The organism is Paracoccus yeei ATCC BAA-599 (assembly GCF_000622145.1).
Classification (GTDB): Bacteria; Pseudomonadota; Alphaproteobacteria; order Rhodobacterales; family Rhodobacteraceae; genus Paracoccus; species Paracoccus yeei.
On sequence record NZ_JHWH01000016.1, the window covers coordinates 34,793 to 50,696 of the forward strand.

Consider the following 15,904-nt stretch of genomic DNA (forward strand, 5'->3'; position numbering starts at 1 on the left):
GAGCCCCCATAAAAACACGCCTAACGTTGTCGTGAATCGTGCAGTCACGAGAGCGGACATGACCATCCACGAACGGAACACGCCGGCAGAGGCGGGCTCGCCCATCATCCCGACGCGGATCGCCACCCGGGACGAGGCGCTGGATGCCGCGCGCCGGCTTGCCGCCGACTGGGCGCCCAAGGCGGCCGAGCGCGACCGCCGGCGCATCCTGCCCTTTGACGAGATCGCGGCCTTCTCGGCGTCGGGCCTGGGCGCGATCACGGTACCACGCAGCCATGGCGGGCCGGGACTGGATTACCTGACCCTGACCGAGGTGTTCGAGATCCTGTGCGCGGCGGACAGTTCCGTGGGTCAGATCCCGCAGAACCATTTCGGCGTCATCCGCCTTCTGACCGAGGCCGGCAGCCCCGCGCAGAAGGCGCGCTGGTTCGCCGATGTCCTGGCCGGCAAGCGGATCGGGAACGCAGGCCCCGAAAAGGGCCGCAAGCCGGTGACGCAGAACGACACGGGCCTGTCGCGCGGACGCGACGGCGGGCTGCGGTTGAATGGGCATCGGTTCTATTCGACCGGCGCGATCTTTGCCCACTGGATCCCGACCCGGGCCAATGACGAACAGGGACGGCCGGTCCAGGTCTGGGTGCCCTATGACGCGCCGGGCGTCCGGGTCGTCGACGACTGGTCCAGCTTCGGACAGCGCACCACCGCATCGGGCAGCGTGGTGTTCGAGGACGTGCCCATCGCCGAGGACCAGGTCATCCCGGTCTGGCAGCGCGCGCAGGTGCCGGGCCTGGCCGGGCCGGTGTCGCAGCTGATCCAGGCCGCCATCGACAGCGGCATCGCCATCGGCGCCCTGGACGAGGCGATCCGCTTCGTGCGCGAACAGTCCCGTCCCTGGGTCGACAGCGGGGTCGAGCGCGCCCAGGACGATCCCCACCTCATCGCCGACGTGGGCCGGTTGCAGATCGACCTGTGGGCCGCGCGGGCGGTCCTGCACGACGCGGCGCGGCTGCTGGACGACCTGGCCGCCGGCGAGGTGACCGAGGATGCCTCGGCCCGCGCCTCGGTCGCGGTGGCCGAGGCCAAGATCCTGACTTCGGAAATCGCGCTGAACGCGGCGGAGAAGCTGTTCGAACTGGCAGGGTCGGCGGCAACGCGGGCCGGCCCGAACCTGGGCCGCATCTGGCGCAATGCCCGTGTGCACACGCTGCACGACCCGCTGCGCTGGAAATACCATCTGCTGGGCAACTGGCACCTGAACGGCGCCCGTCCCGCCCGCCATCAATGGAACTGACCATGACCCGGAACGCCCATGTCATCGCCAGCGACGCCGAGGCCATCGCCGTGGCCGAACGGCTGGCCCAGGACTTTGCCCCCGGCGCCTCGCGCCGCGACCGCGACCGCGTCCTGCCCTGGGATGAACTCGACGCCTTCTCGGCCTCGGGCCTCTGGGGCATCACCGTGCCGCGCGAACACGGCGGGGCCGGCGTTTCGGCCGTGACGCTGGCGCGGGTGATCGCCATCATCGGCGCGGCCGACGGTTCGCTGGCGCAGATCCCGCAGAACCACTTCTATGCCCTTGAAGTCCTGCGCAGCGGCGGCAGCCCGGGGCAGCGCGCCCGGTTCGACGCGCTGGCGCTGGCCGGGCAGCGCTTCGGCAACGCCCTGGCGGAAATCGGCGCCCGCGACTTCCGGCGCCGCACCCGCCTGTCGGCTCGGAACGGCAGGCTGTTCGTGACCGGGCGCAAGTTCTACTGCACCGGCGCGATCTTTGCCGACTGGATCCCCACGCTGGTCGTCGACGACGAGGACCGCCAGCAGATCGTCTTCATCCCGCGCGAGGCCGAGGGCGTCCAGATCACCGACGATTGGGACGGTTTCGGCCAGCGCACCACAGGGTCGGGTTCGGTCGCCTTCGACCGGGTCGCGGTGCAGCCCGAATGGGTGGTGCCCTTCCAGGCCAGCTTCGAGCGTCCGACCCCCATCGGCCCCCTGGCGCAGATCATGCACGCGGCGATCGACCTGGGCATCGGCAGGGGCGCCTTCGCCGCCACCCTGCCCTTTGTCCGCGACCGCGCCCGCCCCTGGGTGGACGCGCATGTGGACCGCGCGGCCGATGACCCGCTGCTCGTCGCGGGCCTGGGTGACGTCGCCGTCCGCCTGCGCGCGGCCGAGGCGCTGCTGGACCGTGCCGGCCATGCGGTGGACGAGGCCGTCGCCGACCCGACCGAATTCACCGTGGCGCAGGCCTCGCTGGCGGTCGCGGCGGCGCGGGCGCTGACGACGACGGCCGGGCTGCTCGCGGCCTCGAAACTGTTCGAGCTGACCGGCACATCGGCAACCCTGGCCGAGGACAACCTGGACCGGCACTGGCGCAATGTCCGCACCCACAGCCTACACGATCCGGTGCGCTGGAAATACCACGCCGTCGGCAACCACAGCCTGAACGGCATCAACCCGCCGCGACACGGAGCGATCTGATGGCTCACGACAGACTGGGCAAGCACATCATCGTCAACGCCTTCACCATGAACTGCGTGGGCCACATCAACCACGGGCAATGGACACATCCGCGCGACCGCTCGGCGGATTACACCCGGCTGGATTACTGGACCGACCTGGCCCGCACGCTGGAGCGCGGGTTGTTCGACGGCCTGTTCCTGGCCGACATCCTGGGCACCTACGACATCTATGGCGAGGGCGTGGACCTGACGCTGCGCGAATCCGTGCAGTTGCCCGTCAATGACCCGATCCTGCTGGTCTCGGCCATGGCTGCGGTGACGCAGGACCTGGGCTTCGGCGTCACGGTGAACGTGAACCAGGAGGCACCCTATACCTTCGCCCGGCGCATGTCGACGCTGGACCATCTGACGCAGGGCCGGATCGGCTGGAACATCGTCACCGGCTATCTGGACAGCGCCGCCCGGGCGGTGGGCCGGGACGGCCAGACCGGACACGACCTGCGCTATGACCAGGCCGACGAATACCTCGACGTGCTCTACAAGCTGTGGGAAGGGTCCTGGGACGACGATGCGGTGATCCGCGACCGCGCCGCGCGGGTCTATGCCGACCCCGCCCGCGTGCGCAAGGTGATCCATCACGGCCGCTTCTACGATGTCGAGGGCTGGCATCTGTCGGAGCCCTCGCCGCAGCGCACGCCGGTGCTGTTCCAGGCCGGCACCTCGGGACGCGGCCAGGCCTTCGCGGCGCGGCATGCGGAATGCGTCTTCATCGCGGCCCCCGAAAAGGCCCTGGCGCGCAAGGCCGCCCGCAGCATCCGCGAAGCCGTGGCCCGCGCCGGTCGCCGGCCCGAGGACGTGCGCATCGTCATGGGCATCAATGTCGTGACGGACCGCAGTGCAGCGGCGGCGCAGGACAAGCTGGCCGAATACCGCGCCCATTCCAGCCCCGAGGCCGGGCTGGTGCATTTCTCGGCCTCGACCGGGATCGACTTCGCCCGCTACGGGCTCGACGACAAGGTCCCCTATGGGCAGACCAATGCGATCCAGTCGGCGACCGCGCTTGCGGAAAGCCGCGCCTGGACCAAGCGCGACCTGCTGGGCCAGCTGGCGCTTGGCGGGCGCTATCCGCTGGCCCTGGGCACCCCCGCCGAGGTCGCGGACGAACTGGAATCCTGGGTCCGCGAGGGCGAGATCGACGGCTTCAACCTGACGCGTCTTGCCACACCGGAAACCTATGAGGATTTTGCCGACCTGATCGTGCCGGAACTGCAGGATCGGGGCAGCTTCAAGACGGAATACGCGCCCGGCACCCTGCGCCGCAAGCTGTTCGGCCAGGGCGACCGCCTGCCTGAACGCCACGCTGCCCAGGCCTTTCGCCCGGGCGCCGCGCTGGCCGCCGAATAGGTTTCTTTCTTGGAAAAATATCCACGGGGGTTTGGGGGCAGTCAGCCCCCATTCCTTTTTCGGATCATCGCGCCTTCAGCCGCCGGACCGCATAGTCGCCGCCGAACTGCACGGCCGAGACCAGCAGGATCAGGATGGCGATGACGGCCAGCATCACCGTCGTGTCGAACCGCTGATAGCCATAGCGGATCGCCACGTCCCCCAGTCCCCCCGCGCCTACCGCCCCCGCCATGGCCGAGGCGCCGATCATCGACACCAGCGTGATGGTCAGCCCGCCGATGATGCCCGGCAGCGCCTCGGGCAGCAGGACGTGGCGCACGATATCCCAGCGCCGGCAGCCGATGGACTGCGCGGCTTCGATCAGACCGGGATCGACCTCGCGCAGCGACACCTCGGCGATGCGGGCGAAAAAGGGCGTGGCCGACACCGCCAGCGGCACGATGGCCGCCCAGACACCGATGGTGGTCCCCGTGACCAGCCGGGTGAAGGGGATCAGCGCCACCAGAAGCACGATGAAGGGCACCGCGCGGAACCCGTTCACCACCGCCCCCACCACGCGGTTCAGCCGGGGCGCGGGAAAGAACCCGCCGGGCCCCGAGGTGACCAGGAACACCGCCAGCGGAATGCCCGCCAGAACCGCGATCCCCGCCGAGACCGAGACCATCAGCACCGTGTCCAGAAACGCCTGTTGCAGGCGGTCAATCATCTGCGCTGTCAACATATCCGATGATCCTTGTGCTGTCGGCCAATCGGGCCAGGTCATTGATCCGCGCGACCCCGGGCAGGGCCAGGACCAGGCTGCCGACCGCATGGCCCTGGATGCGGTCGATCTGCGACAGGATCAGCCGCGCCGGGCCCAACCCGCCCAGCGCCGCCAGATCGGGCGGGGTGCGGCCGGCAAAGCCCAGTTCGACGATCACCCAGTCCTGCGGGCCGCGGCGGGTCTCGCGCAGCCGGTTCGCCAGTTCGCCCGGCAAGGCATGTTGCAGGGGCTGCAGCAGCGCGCGGGTCGCGGCATGGCGGGGCGCGCCAAAGACCTGCCAGACCGGTCCCTGTTCGGCGATCTCGCCGCGTTCAAGCACCAGCACCCGGTCGCAGATCTCACGGATCACGCTCATCTCATGGGTGATCAGCACCACCGTCAGGCCCAGCCGCCGGTTGATGTCGCGCAACAGTCGCAGGATCGAGCCGGTGGTTTCCGGATCCAAGGCCGAGGTCGCTTCGTCGCAGAGCAGGATCTCGGGGCGGCTGACCAGCGCACGGGCGATGCCGACGCGCTGCTTCTGCCCGCCCGACAGGCGCGAGGGATAGGTATCGCCCTTGCCCGCCAACCCGACCAGTTCCAGCGCCTGGTCGACGCGGGGGCCGATCTCGGCCGCCGGCAGCCCCGCGACGCGCAGCGGCAGGGCCACGTTCTCGCGCACGGTCTTGGCCGAGAGCAGGTTGAAATGCTGGAATATCATTCCGACGCGGCGGCGCAGTGCGACCAGCCCCGCCTCGTCCAGGGCCGCGATGTCCTGACCATCGACCAGGACCCGGCCGGCGCTGGGGTGTTCCAGCCGGTTGATGGCCCGCAGCAGGCTGGATTTGCCCGCCCCGGACCGGCCGATGATGCCAAAGACCTCGCCAGCGGCGATGTCCAGTTCGATCCCCGCCAGCACCTGCACCTCGCCCGCGCCCGAGCGATAGGTCTTGCCCAGGCCCTCGATGCGGATGGTGCCGCCGCCGCGGACGGCCGGGGCGCTGGCCGCGGCCTCGCCCGCCGCCACGCGCCCCAGGATTGCCGTTGCCCCCGCCATCAGCCTTGCCACGCCAGGATGTAAAGCTTGTCGCTTTGGGCAAAGGACTCATGCACCCGCGCCCTGACCGCCTGCGAGGTGTGGAACAGGTCCACGAACTGCCCGATGCGCGGATCGTCCTTGTTGTCGGCGCGCGCGACGAAGGCCACGGCGAACTGCTTGTCCTCGATCCCCGAATAGATCAGGCCCGAAGTCGGGTCGAAGGCGCCCGAGGCGACGATGAAATGCGGATAGCCCTGCGCCAGGTCCACGTCGCCGGTGATGCGCACCAGCTGCGGCCCCTCGACCTCGGTAAAGGTCAGGTTCTTCGGGTTCTCGGCGATATCGTCCAGCGTGCCGAGGAAACCGACGCCCGGGCGCAGCGTGATGAGGCCGGCCTTTTCCAGCAGCAGAAGCCCCCGGCCCTGGTTCACCGGGTCGTTGGCGATGGCGAGGCTGCCGCCTTCGGGAATCTCGTCGAAGGATTTGTGCTTCAGCGAATAAAGCCCCAGGTTCGCCAGAATGCCGTCGCCCACCACGGCGAAATCATAGCCCCGCTCCTTGCTGGCGTTTTCCAGGAAAGGCCGGTGCTGGAAGAAGTTCAGGTCAATGTCGCCGGCGGCCAGGGCCACGTTCGGCGTGGTCCAATCGCTGAACTCGACCACCTCGACGTCAAGGCCCTGGGCCTTGGCCTCGGTCGCGGCGACCTCGACGGCATCGCCATAGGCGCCGGGCACGACGCCGATCTTCAGCGGGTCGGCATGGGCAAGCCCGGTCAGCGCCAGCGTGGCTGCCAGGGCAAAAGCGGCAAGTCTCATCATCGTCTCCTTTGGTCGGGCCGGCCTAGTCCAGCCAGGGCAGCGAATAGAGTTTCGGGTCATGCGCATTCGCGGCGTCGATCCGGGCGCGCACCGCGGGCGACGACTGGTAAAGCCGGATGAAGGCCGCGACCTCGGGGTCGGCGGCATTGTCGTCGCGGGTGACGAAGCGGATGGCGAAATGCCGGTCGCCGAGACCCGAATAGATCAGCGCCTTGCCAGCGAAATCCGCGCGGCCGGCGTTGACGTAATGGGCCGGATAGCCCTGCGCCAGATCGACGTCCGCGATGGCGCGCACCAGCTGCGGCCCCTCGATCTCGACAAAGCGCAGGCCCCTGGGGTTGGCCGTCACGTCGTCCAGCGTCGCCTGCCAGCCGATCCCCGGCGTCAGCCCGATCAGTCCCGCCGTTTCCAGCAGCGCAAGCCCCCGGCCCTGGTTGACCGGATCGCTGGCAATGGCCACCCGGGCGCCCTCGGGGATGGCGTCGAGGCTTTGGTATTTTTCGGAGTAGAGCCCGATGTTGGGCAGGATGCCCAAGGCGACCGAGCGCAGGTGATAGCCCGTTTCCTTCAGCGCGTTGTCCAGGAAAGCCTGATGCTGGAAGTAATTCAGGTCCAGGTCGCCGCTTTCCAGCGCGAGGTTGGGCGTGGTCCAGTCGCTGAATTCGACCACCTCGACGTCAAGGCCCTGGGTCTTGGCCTCGGTCGCGGCAACCGCGATGGAATCGGCCAGAGCACCGGGCGTGACGCCCACCCTGATCCCGGCCGCCACAGGCAGGGCCAAGGCGATCAGCACCGCTGCAAGCCAGGTTGAATGGATCGACATGAAGAGAAGTCCCCGTCAGAATACACGACTTACGTGATCGTTTTATTCTGAGCCCGGGCCCCGCGGCCATTCCAAAGTCCGCCGCGCCAGGAGAGGGGAATTCCAAGCCGGCGGGCCGGCGCAGGCATCTTTCTCTCGGCGGGCGGGTGGTCCCTGTTGCCATCGGCGCGAAACCTTCCTATCAGGCGACGCAGCGAACATGGACCCGGGTGCGATCCCCGGGTGGCTCTTCCGGCCGCCGATCCGCCGGACAACCTGACCAAACCCCAATGCGGAATCCGGTGTCGCGCGATGCCGGTCAGGACATCACATCATGCCTTCATGGGACATCTATCGCCAGCAATGGCTGGGCAACATTCGCCGCGACCTGCTGTCGGGCCTGGTGGTCGCGCTTGCGCTGATCCCCGAGGCCATCGCCTTTTCGATCATCGCGGGCGTCGACCCCAAGGTCGGACTTTACGCCAGCTTCTCCATCGCGGTCATCACCGCCATCGCGGGCGGACGGCCCGGCATGATCTCGGCCGCGACGGCGGCGACGGCGGTGCTGATGGTCACGCTGGTGCGCGATCACGGGCTGGAATACCTGCTGGCGGCGACGGTGCTGGCAGGTCTGCTGCAGATCGGCATGGGCCTGCTGCGGCTGGGGTTCGTCATGCGCTACGTCTCGAAATCGGTCATGACCGGCTTTGTCAACGCGCTGGCGATCCTGATCTTTCTGGCGCAACTGCCCGAGCTTGACCCCGCCCGCGTCACCGGCCTGACCTATGTGCTGACGGCGGCGGGGCTTGCCATCATCTACCTGCTTCCGCGCGTGACGCGTGCGGTGCCCTCGCCTCTGGTCGCCATCGTCGTGCTGACGGCGCTGTCGATGGCCTTCGGCTGGGACGTGCGGACGGTGGGCGACATGGGGGCGCTGCCCGACACGCTGCCAATCCTTCTGATCCCGCAGGTGCCGCTGGACGCGGCGACGCTGGCCATCATCTTTCCCTATGCGCTGGCCGTCGCCGTTGTCGGCCTGCTGGAAAGCCTGATGACCCAGAACCTGGTGGACGAACTGACCGAGACGCGGTCCAGCCGCAACCAGGAATGCATCGGCCAGGGCCTGGCCAATACCGCCACCGGCTTCATCGGCGGCATGGCCGGTTGCGCCATGATCGGACAAAGCATGATCAACGTGAAATCGGGCGGCCGGGGGCGGCTGTCGTGCTTTGCCGCGGGGGTGATGCTGCTGATCCTTTGCGTGTTCCTGGGGCCCTGGGTGGCGCAGATCCCGATGCCCGCGCTGGTCGCGATCATGATCATGGTTTCGATCGGGACCTTTTCCTGGGGCTCGATCGGCAATCTGCGCAGCCACCCGCGGTCCTCATCCGTGGTGATGCTGGCGACCGTGGTGGCGGTGGTCTGGACCCACAACCTGGCAATCGGCGTGCTGACTGGCGTGCTGCTGTCGGGGATCTTCTTTGCTGCCAAGATCGCGCGGCTGTTCCGCGTCACCTCCGAGATGGCGCCGGACGGCACCCGCACCTATCGGGTCCACGGACAGCTGTTCTATGGCTCGGTCGAGGATTTCACCGCCGCCTTCGACCTGCGCGACGTACCGCCGCGCGTGGTGATCGACGTATCGGCCGCGCATGTCTGGGACATCTCGGCGGTGCAGGCGCTGGACGCGGTCGTCCTGAAGTTCCGCCGCGCCGGGGCCCAGGTCGGCATCACCGGCCTGAACCCCGCCTCGGCAACCATCCTGGAGCGGCTGGCCCTGCACGACAAGCCCGGCGCGGCCGAGCGCCTGGCGACGCATTAGGCCAGCAGGTCCAGCGACGTGTCGGCCAGGGTGATGTAATCGCCCTGGACCAGCATCTTCACATCCGCGCCCACCTGCCGGATCCACGCGACCTGGTCCGAGTGCAGCACTTGCGCCAGGTCCCCGATCCCCTCGATCACCAGCCGGTCAAGGCCGATCTGAAAGTCGTGGATGACCGCCGTGCCCCAGCCGTCGCCGCGGCCGACCCGAAAGACAAAGCTGTCCGCCCCGTCCTCGCCATACAGCTGGGCGTGCAGGCCCGCTCCCGGCGCGGTCAGGATCACGTCGTCGCCCGCGCCCCCCATCAGCGTGTCGCTGCCGCGCAGGCATTCCAGCGTGTCGTTGCCCGCCCCCCCGATCAGCAGGTCGTCGCCCCGTCCGCCGTTCAGGTGGTCGGTGCCGGTGTCGCCCCGCAGGGTATCGTCGCCGTCGTTGCCGACCAGGGTGTCGGCTCCGGTCCCGCCGATCAGCAGGTCCCGGTCGCGCGCGCCGTAAAGCCGGTCGCTGCCATTGCCGCCTTCCAGGGTGTTCAGGCCGCCGGCGCTGCCGTCGAAGCCGTCGCCGTTCAGCCAGTTGCCATTGTCCGTGCCGCCGAACAGCGTGTCGGCGCCATCGCCGCCCCGGATCAGATCGTTGCCAGCGCGCCCCTGGATCAGGTCGTTGCCCATCCCGCCGTCCAGCGTGTCCTCGCCCCAGCCACCGTCCAGGACGTCCCAGCCCCGCCCGCCCTCAATGACATCGTGGCCGCCGCTGCCCAGCAGCGTGTCGTCGCCGATATCGCCCATGATGGAGTCGTCGCCGCCCCGGCCGTCGATGGAATCGTGCCCGCCCTCGCCCCGGATGGTGTCGTTGCCGGCCTTGCCCAGCACGCGGTCGTCGCCCGCCCCGGCCCGGATGGTCGAGCCGCGCCAGTTCGTCGTGTCGCCGTCGTAATCGACGAAGCTGTCGTCCATCACGTCGTTCCCGTCGGTGCCTGACACGATCCCGTCGCGCACCACATTGGCATAGTTGATCAGGCGGACCCGGCCCGAAGCGGTCGTCAGCAGCAGGTCGTCGACATAGCCATCGCCGTCCAGGTCGCGCATCGTGCCCTGCGCCTCAAGCTGAGCGGGGGTGAACAGGGCCGAGCCGATATAGATCTGGTCTCCCTCGCTCCTGTCGTAATCGGTGATGGCGGTGTCGCCGGTGTCCAGCAGGCGGAACACGTCCGCCCCCAGGCCGCCGGTCAGGGTATTGTCGCCGGCCCCGCCATCGACCAGATCGTTGCCGCGCCCGCCCAGGATCACGTCGTCGCCGTCGCCGCCGCGCAGGGTATCGTCGCCGTCCTGTCCGAACAGGTGGTCGTCGGATTCCGCGCCGACCAGGCTGTCGTTGCCAGTCCCGCCATACAGCATGTTGACCGCCCGGGCGATGCCCGTCAGCGTGTCGTTGCCATCGCCCCCGAAGGCGGTCGCGATCCCGTCCACCCCGGCCATCAGCCGGCCCGTCGCCTCGGACTGGACCTTGCCGGCGCGCAGGACGGCCGCAAGCCGGTCGTCGCCGGCAACCTCCGGGTCGGATTCGCCCAGCGAAAAGGCGTTCAGCGCATGGGCCAGCGACGCCGGGTGCAGATAGCGCACCCCGCCGCGGCCCCAGGCGTCCAGCACCGCAAGGCTGGAGGCGCCATAGTCCACCCCCGGGAACCAGCCGATGCCGATGCCCCGGTCGGACAGAAGCTCATAATAGCGGGCCATGTTGAAGGAAGGGTCGTGCTGGCTTGCATCGTTGACCAGGTTGCCGATGGCATTGGTTTCGGTCAGCAGGATGTCGTCGTCACCCAGAGCGCCCCACAGCGCCTCATAAGCCGCCGCGATCTGGTCGCCGGTCTGCACCCCGTCGGGCAGCCAGGCGGGGTAAAGATGCGCCGACCAGATCAGGTCCGATCCGATCCCCGCGCGCAGCGCGTCCAGCACGGTTCCCTCGCCATAGCTGGTCGAGGCGAGGATGTCGAACTTGCCCGAATAGTTCCATCCACCGACCAGGATGCGCGCATCGCTGCGCGCGTCGATCATCTCGGCCAGGGCCAGCATGTGATCGGCATACAGGCGGACGAATTCGCCCGTGTTGCCGGTCAGGCGCTCGGCCCGGGCGTAGGTGGCAGGCTCGTTCGCGATCTCGAGCCCGTGCACGGCATCGGCCACCGAGGGATGGTCGTCCAGCCAGTCCAGCATCTGCTTCCACGCGCCGGTCAGCCCCTGGATCGCCGATCCGTTCAGCGTCTCGCGCAGCGCCTCGCCCCCGACCGAGCCGTCGTCGCCAAGCCGCGACACCTCATTGCCCGAATAGCCCACGATCAGCTTGAGCCCGGCCTGGGCGGCCGCCTCGAGGAAACGCTCGAACTGGGGATGCAGCGAGCCGTCGGCGTTGAAGCAGTGTTCGTTGAAGCACAGCCGCAGCGCGTTCACATGCGGCATGGCATCGACCAGCAGCTGAACGAACTGTTCGGGGTTGCCGTCCATGCCCACGGGAATGGTCTGGAACTGCGAATATTGCAGATAATAGGTGGGGTCGGCGGCAAGGTTGGCATCAAAGGTGCCATTGGCCTTGTCCACCCGGATCTGGTCGTCGGCGGACATCTGAAGGCACAGGATATTCAGGTCGGACGTGTTGGACATGGCTTGGTTCCGGCAAATGGAGAGTCAGTCCCCGGTTGCGGCGCGAAGCCGGGGATGGCGGGTGAATATTGGACAGCCGTACCCGGTCACCGCCCCTGACGGGCGGCGGGGCGACGTGCAAACCGCGAAACGGCTACGTTACGAGAAAGGCCGGCGGACCGTGGATGTCCCGCGCCATGCGGGGTTTCCGGCGCGGCCCGCGCGCGGCCTTTCGGGGCAAGGCGGCATGTCGGCGCAGGGCTGCGCCTGCCGCATTGCGGTCAGTCTGATATCGTCATCTCTTCTCCGGCATGTGGATATTCCCTGGCAGCCCCCGAAAACCGGGGGTCCGTGTCATCGACCACGCGTACTGGAATACAACCTTAACGGTACTAGCTTTTCACGTCCGGGGTTCCGCATCAACCTTTGCCTGTACCGGAGCGGCCGGAAAATAGTTCCAATTGTGCCGACCACAACCCACGTGTCCTGAGGGAAACCGAACCTTGCCGAGCGGGCGGCATGCATGGGCGGTTTCCGGCCAAAGGCAGGAAACCGCCATGAAAACTTTACCCTAACGCACATTGCTAATGTCGGATTTCACCCTGCCGACGTGGCCCCATGGCCCGGAAGCGGTGCCGCGCCCGGGGGACATCATGCCGCAGCGTCAGATCACCCCGGACCCACGCCGGACGGGTGCCGGACCGCCCAGGGGCGGCGCCTCGAGCCGATTCAGAATCGGGCAGTCGGGTCGCTGGTCGCCATGGCAGGCCCCGATCAGGTCGCGCAGCGTGTCGACCATCTCCTGCATCTCGCGGATCTTCCGCTCGAGCGTCTCGACATGGGCGCTGGCGATCTGCCTGACCTCGGCGCTGTGGCGGGTCTGGTCGCGCCACAGGCTCAGCAGGTTCGCGATGTCGGCCACCGGAAAGCCCAGGTCGCGGGCCTGGCGCACGAAGCGCAGCACATGCACGTCGCTGTCCGAATAATCCCGATAGCCCGCGCCGGTCCGCGCCGCCGGGGGCACCAGCCCGATCTGTTCGTAATAGCGGATCATCTTGGCCGACACGCCCGAGGCCCTGGCCGCCTGTCCGATGTTCATGCCGCACCCTCCGACGGCGCGCCGAACCGGCGCAGCCGCAAGGCATTGCCCAGAACGAAGACGCTGGACAGCGCCATCGCGCCCGCCGCGAAGACCGGCGACATCAGGATGCCGAAGCCGGGGAACAGCAGGCCCGCCGCGACCGGGATCAACGCGACGTTATAGGCAAAGGCCCAGAACAGGTTCTGCCGGATGTTGGCCATGGTCGCCCGGGACAGCGCGATGGCCGTGGCGACGCCCTGCAGGTTGCCCGACATCAGCACCACGTCCGCCGCCTCGATGGCGATATCGGTGCCGGTGCCGATGGCGATGCCCACCTCGGCCTCGGCAAGCGCGGGGGCGTCGTTGATCCCGTCGCCGACAAAGGCCACGTTGCCATGCGCGGCGCGCAGGTCGCGCAGCGCCTGGACCTTGCCTTCGGGCAGGACCTCGGCCACCACCGCGTCGATGCCCAGCCGGGCCGCGATGGCCTGGGCGGTGCGGGCATTGTCGCCGGTGATCATCGCGACCTTCAGCCCCTGGTCGTGCAGCGTGCGGATGGCGGCGGGGGTGGTCTGCTTCAGCGGGTCGGCGACGGCCAGGATCGCCGCCAGCCGCCCGTCGACCGCCGCATAAAGGGGCGAGCGCGCCTCGCCCGCCAGCCGCGCGGCGATCTCGGCCAAAGGCGCCACGTCGATCCCCAGCCCGACCATGAAGCGGTCGGCGCCGACCTCGACCCGCCGGCCGCCGGCCTCTGCCCGCACGCCCATGCCGGTCACGGATTGAAAGCCCGAGACAGCCGGCAGGGACAGGCCCTCGGCCTCGGCCGCCGCGACGATGGCGCGGGCCAGCGGATGTTCGGACCGCGCCTCGACCGCCGCGACCAGGGCCAGCACCTCGGCGCGCTGGAAGCCCGGCGCGGGTTCAAGGTCGGTCAGCACCGGGCGGCCCTCGGTCAGCGTCCCGGTCTTGTCCACCGCCACGACCCGGGCATCGCGAAGCGCCTGCAAGGCCTCGCCCCGGCGGAACAGGACGCCCATCTCGGCCCCCCGGCCGGTGCCCACCATGATCGAGGTCGGCGTCGCCAGTCCCATGGCGCAGGGGCAAGCCACGATCAGCACCGCGACCGCATTGACCAGCGCCAGCCCCAGCGCGGGCTCGGGGCCCAGCGCCAGCCAGACCAGGAAGGTCAGCGCCGCCGCCGCCATGACGGCGGGGACGAACCACATCGTCACCCGGTCCACCAGCGCCTGGATCGGCAGCTTGGCGCCCTGGGCGTCCTCGACCATGCGCACGATCCGCGACAGCACCATGTCGCCGCCCACCGCCGTCGCGCGAAAGGCGAATGCGCCGGTCTGGTTCACCGTGCCGCCGGTGACGGCGCTGCCCGGATGCTTGGCGACGGGCATCGGCTCACCCGAGATCATGGATTCGTCGACATGGCTTTCGCCCTCGACCAGCTCGCCGTCAACGGGGATGCGCTCGCCCGGACGGACCTCGAGGATGTCGCCGGGCCGGACCTCGGCCACGGCGATCTCGGCCACCGCGCCGTCCCTGCGGCGTCGCGCGGTCGGGGGCTGCAGGCCCACCAGATGCCGGATCGCGTCCGAGGTCCGGCCCCGCGCCCGCGCCTCGAGCAGGCGGCCCAGCAGGATCAGCGTGACGATGACTGCCGCCGCCTCGTAATAGACGTGAACGGTGCCCGCCGGCAGCAGGCCGGGGGCAAAGGTCGCCACCATCGAATAGCCATAGGCGGCCAGCGACCCGACCGCGACCAGCGAATTCATGTCGGGCGCGCCGCGCGCCAGGGCGGGCAGCCCCTTTTCCAGGAACCGCATGCCCGGAAAGGCCAGGACCAGCGTGACCAGCACCCATTGCAGGACCCAGCTTGCCTGCATGCCGATGGTCGCGGCGATCAGCCGGTGCAGCGCGGGGACCATGTGGCCGCCCATCTCGACCAGAAAGACCGGCAGGGTCAGCGCCAGCGCCAGCCCGAAGTCGCGCCGCAGCAGGCGCTGTTCGCGGTCCTTGCGCCCGTCGTCCTGCGGCGCGGCGGCCGTCAGCGGCGCCGCATCATAGCCCACGCGCGCGATGGCGGCGACCAGGTCGGGCACATCGGCCGTGCCCTCGACCCGGGCCCGCTCGGTCGCAAGATTGACCGAGGCGCCGGTGACGCCCGGCACCGCCAGCAGCGCCTTTTCCACGCGACCGACGCAGGACGCGCAGGTCATGCCTTCGACCGCCAGTTCCACCGCGGGCGGGGCGGGCACGGCATAGCCGATCCGCTCGACCGCCTCGGCCAGGGCCGCGCGCGGCACCGGCGCATCGGTCAGGACCCGGGCGCTGTTCGTCGCAAGGTTGACCGAGGCCGAGACCACCCCCGGCACTCCGCGCAGCGCCTTTTCGACGCGGCCCACGCAGGACGCGCAGGTCATGCCTTCGACGGGAAGGGTCACGGCGGGACGGGTTTCGGGGATGTCCTTGGCCATGGTGCCTACTCCTGCCCGCGCTCGGCCAGCCAGCCGCGCATCTGGGCGATCTCGGCCTCTTGCGCGCGGATCACCTCCTCGGCCAGGGCGCGCACCTGCGGGTCGCGGCCATGCTCCAGCACCACCCGGGCCATGTCGATGGCGCCCTGGTGATGGGGGATCATGCCGCGCAGAAAGTCGATGTCGGCATCGCCCGAATAGGCGATCTCCATGCCCTGGTGCATGCGCTGGTTCGCGGCGCGATAAGCCTGGGTCGAGGCGCTGTCGCCCGCGCCCGCCGGCGCGTCGTGTGCGGCATGGTCCGCATGGTCATCGGCCGGCATCTGGGCCTGGGCCAGGCTCAGCCCGGCCGCAAACGCCGCCGCACCCACGACGAAGATCAGGGAACGCTGGTTCATGGCCGCCCCCTATGCCGCGCTGGCGGGAAAGCCGGCATCGGCCAGCACGCGGCCGACCGCTTCGGCCGAGGCCGAGGTCTCGACCTCGATGGTGCGGGTCGGGTGGTCGGCGGTGACGCGCGCGGCCGGGTCCAGCGTCGTGACCGCCTTGGTCACCGACCGCAGGCAGCCGTCGCAGCTCATGTCAGGGACGTGGAATTTCATGGCAACCCTCATTGGT

General features: G+C 69.1%; 13 protein-coding genes and 1 other annotated feature. Of the genes, 4 read left to right on the forward strand and 9 right to left on the reverse strand.

The features are described 5' to 3' along the window. The first annotated feature begins 58 nt into the window (after positions 1–58). Genes BU28_RS0110205 through BU28_RS0110215 form a run of 3 tightly spaced genes read left to right on the forward strand, consistent with a single transcriptional unit; the run spans position 59 to position 3,863 of the window. Entirely contained in the window at positions 59–1,291 is a 1,233-nt protein-coding gene (locus BU28_RS0110205) for an SfnB family sulfur acquisition oxidoreductase (protein ID WP_028719389.1), read from the forward strand. Positions 1,292–1,293: 2 nt separating this feature from the next. Next, positions 1,294–2,478, forward strand: a complete 1,185-nt coding sequence (locus BU28_RS0110210; RefSeq protein WP_198944944.1) for an SfnB family sulfur acquisition oxidoreductase — start codon at positions 1,294–1,296, stop codon at positions 2,476–2,478. Beyond that, complete coding sequence (locus BU28_RS0110215; protein ID WP_028719391.1) at positions 2,478–3,863, forward strand: LLM class flavin-dependent oxidoreductase; 1,386 nt, start codon at positions 2,478–2,480, stop codon at positions 3,861–3,863. Before BU28_RS0110210 ends, BU28_RS0110215 begins: the two co-directional genes overlap by 1 nt. A gap of 64 nt (positions 3,864–3,927) precedes the next feature. Here BU28_RS0110215 and BU28_RS0110220 read toward each other — a convergent pair whose 3' ends face one another. Genes BU28_RS0110220 through BU28_RS0110235 form a run of 4 tightly spaced genes read right to left on the reverse strand, consistent with a single transcriptional unit; the run spans position 3,928 to position 7,285 of the window. After that, a complete protein-coding gene (locus BU28_RS0110220; protein ID WP_028719392.1) occupies positions 3,928–4,581 on the reverse strand; it encodes a methionine ABC transporter permease in 654 nt (217 codons plus the stop codon). Beyond that, positions 4,562–5,662 carry a methionine ABC transporter ATP-binding protein gene (locus BU28_RS0110225; protein WP_081791339.1) on the reverse strand — a complete coding sequence of 367 codons (1,101 nt, stop codon included), beginning with the start codon at positions 5,660–5,662 and terminating at the stop codon, positions 4,562–4,564. Before BU28_RS0110225 ends, BU28_RS0110220 begins: the two co-directional genes overlap by 20 nt. Beyond that, on the reverse strand, positions 5,662–6,459 hold the full coding sequence (locus BU28_RS0110230; protein WP_028719394.1) for a MetQ/NlpA family ABC transporter substrate-binding protein: 798 nt from the start codon (positions 6,457–6,459) through the stop codon (positions 5,662–5,664). Before BU28_RS0110230 ends, BU28_RS0110225 begins: the two co-directional genes overlap by 1 nt. A 25-nt stretch (positions 6,460–6,484) precedes the next feature. Further along, entirely contained in the window at positions 6,485–7,285 is an 801-nt protein-coding gene (locus tag BU28_RS0110235; RefSeq protein ID WP_028719395.1) for a MetQ/NlpA family ABC transporter substrate-binding protein, read from the reverse strand. A gap of 198 nt (positions 7,286–7,483) precedes the next feature. Beyond that, positions 7,484–7,541: a sequence feature (sul1 is cis-regulatory element that is thought to sense ions involved in sulfur or methionine metabolism; They are found in Alphaproteobacteria), on the forward strand. Between the two features lie 57 nt (positions 7,542–7,598). On the opposite strand from BU28_RS0110235, the gene BU28_RS0110240 reads away from it, so the two are divergent. Further along, entirely contained in the window at positions 7,599–9,086 is a 1,488-nt protein-coding gene (locus BU28_RS0110240) for a SulP family inorganic anion transporter (protein ID WP_028719396.1), read from the forward strand. On the opposite strand, the gene BU28_RS25410 is transcribed toward BU28_RS0110240, so the two are convergent. The 5 genes from BU28_RS25410 to BU28_RS0110265 all read right to left on the reverse strand — a co-directional run bounded on the left by BU28_RS25410 (position 9,083) and on the right by BU28_RS0110265 (position 15,888). Then, positions 9,083–11,740, reverse strand: a complete 2,658-nt coding sequence (locus BU28_RS25410) for a calcium-binding protein (RefSeq protein ID WP_051578113.1) — start codon at positions 11,738–11,740, stop codon at positions 9,083–9,085. The two genes, BU28_RS0110240 and BU28_RS25410, sit on opposite strands and share 4 nt — an antisense overlap. A 643-nt stretch (positions 11,741–12,383) precedes the next feature. Then, a complete protein-coding gene (gene cueR, locus BU28_RS0110250) occupies positions 12,384–12,818 on the reverse strand; it encodes a Cu(I)-responsive transcriptional regulator (protein WP_028719397.1) in 435 nt (144 codons plus the stop codon). Then, positions 12,815–15,286 carry a heavy metal translocating P-type ATPase gene (locus BU28_RS0110255; protein ID WP_028719398.1) on the reverse strand — a complete coding sequence of 824 codons (2,472 nt, stop codon included), beginning with the start codon at positions 15,284–15,286 and terminating at the stop codon, positions 12,815–12,817. Before BU28_RS0110255 ends, cueR begins: the two co-directional genes overlap by 4 nt. 5 nt (positions 15,287–15,291) lie before the next feature. Beyond that, entirely contained in the window at positions 15,292–15,684 is a 393-nt protein-coding gene (gene copM, locus BU28_RS0110260; protein WP_028719399.1) for a CopM family metallochaperone, read from the reverse strand. A gap of 9 nt (positions 15,685–15,693) precedes the next feature. Then, the gene (locus BU28_RS0110265) at positions 15,694–15,888 is read right to left on the reverse strand and encodes a heavy-metal-associated domain-containing protein (protein ID WP_028719400.1); all 195 of its coding nucleotides are present in this window, start codon (positions 15,886–15,888) and stop codon (positions 15,694–15,696) included. Positions 15,889–15,904 lie beyond the last annotated feature (16 nt).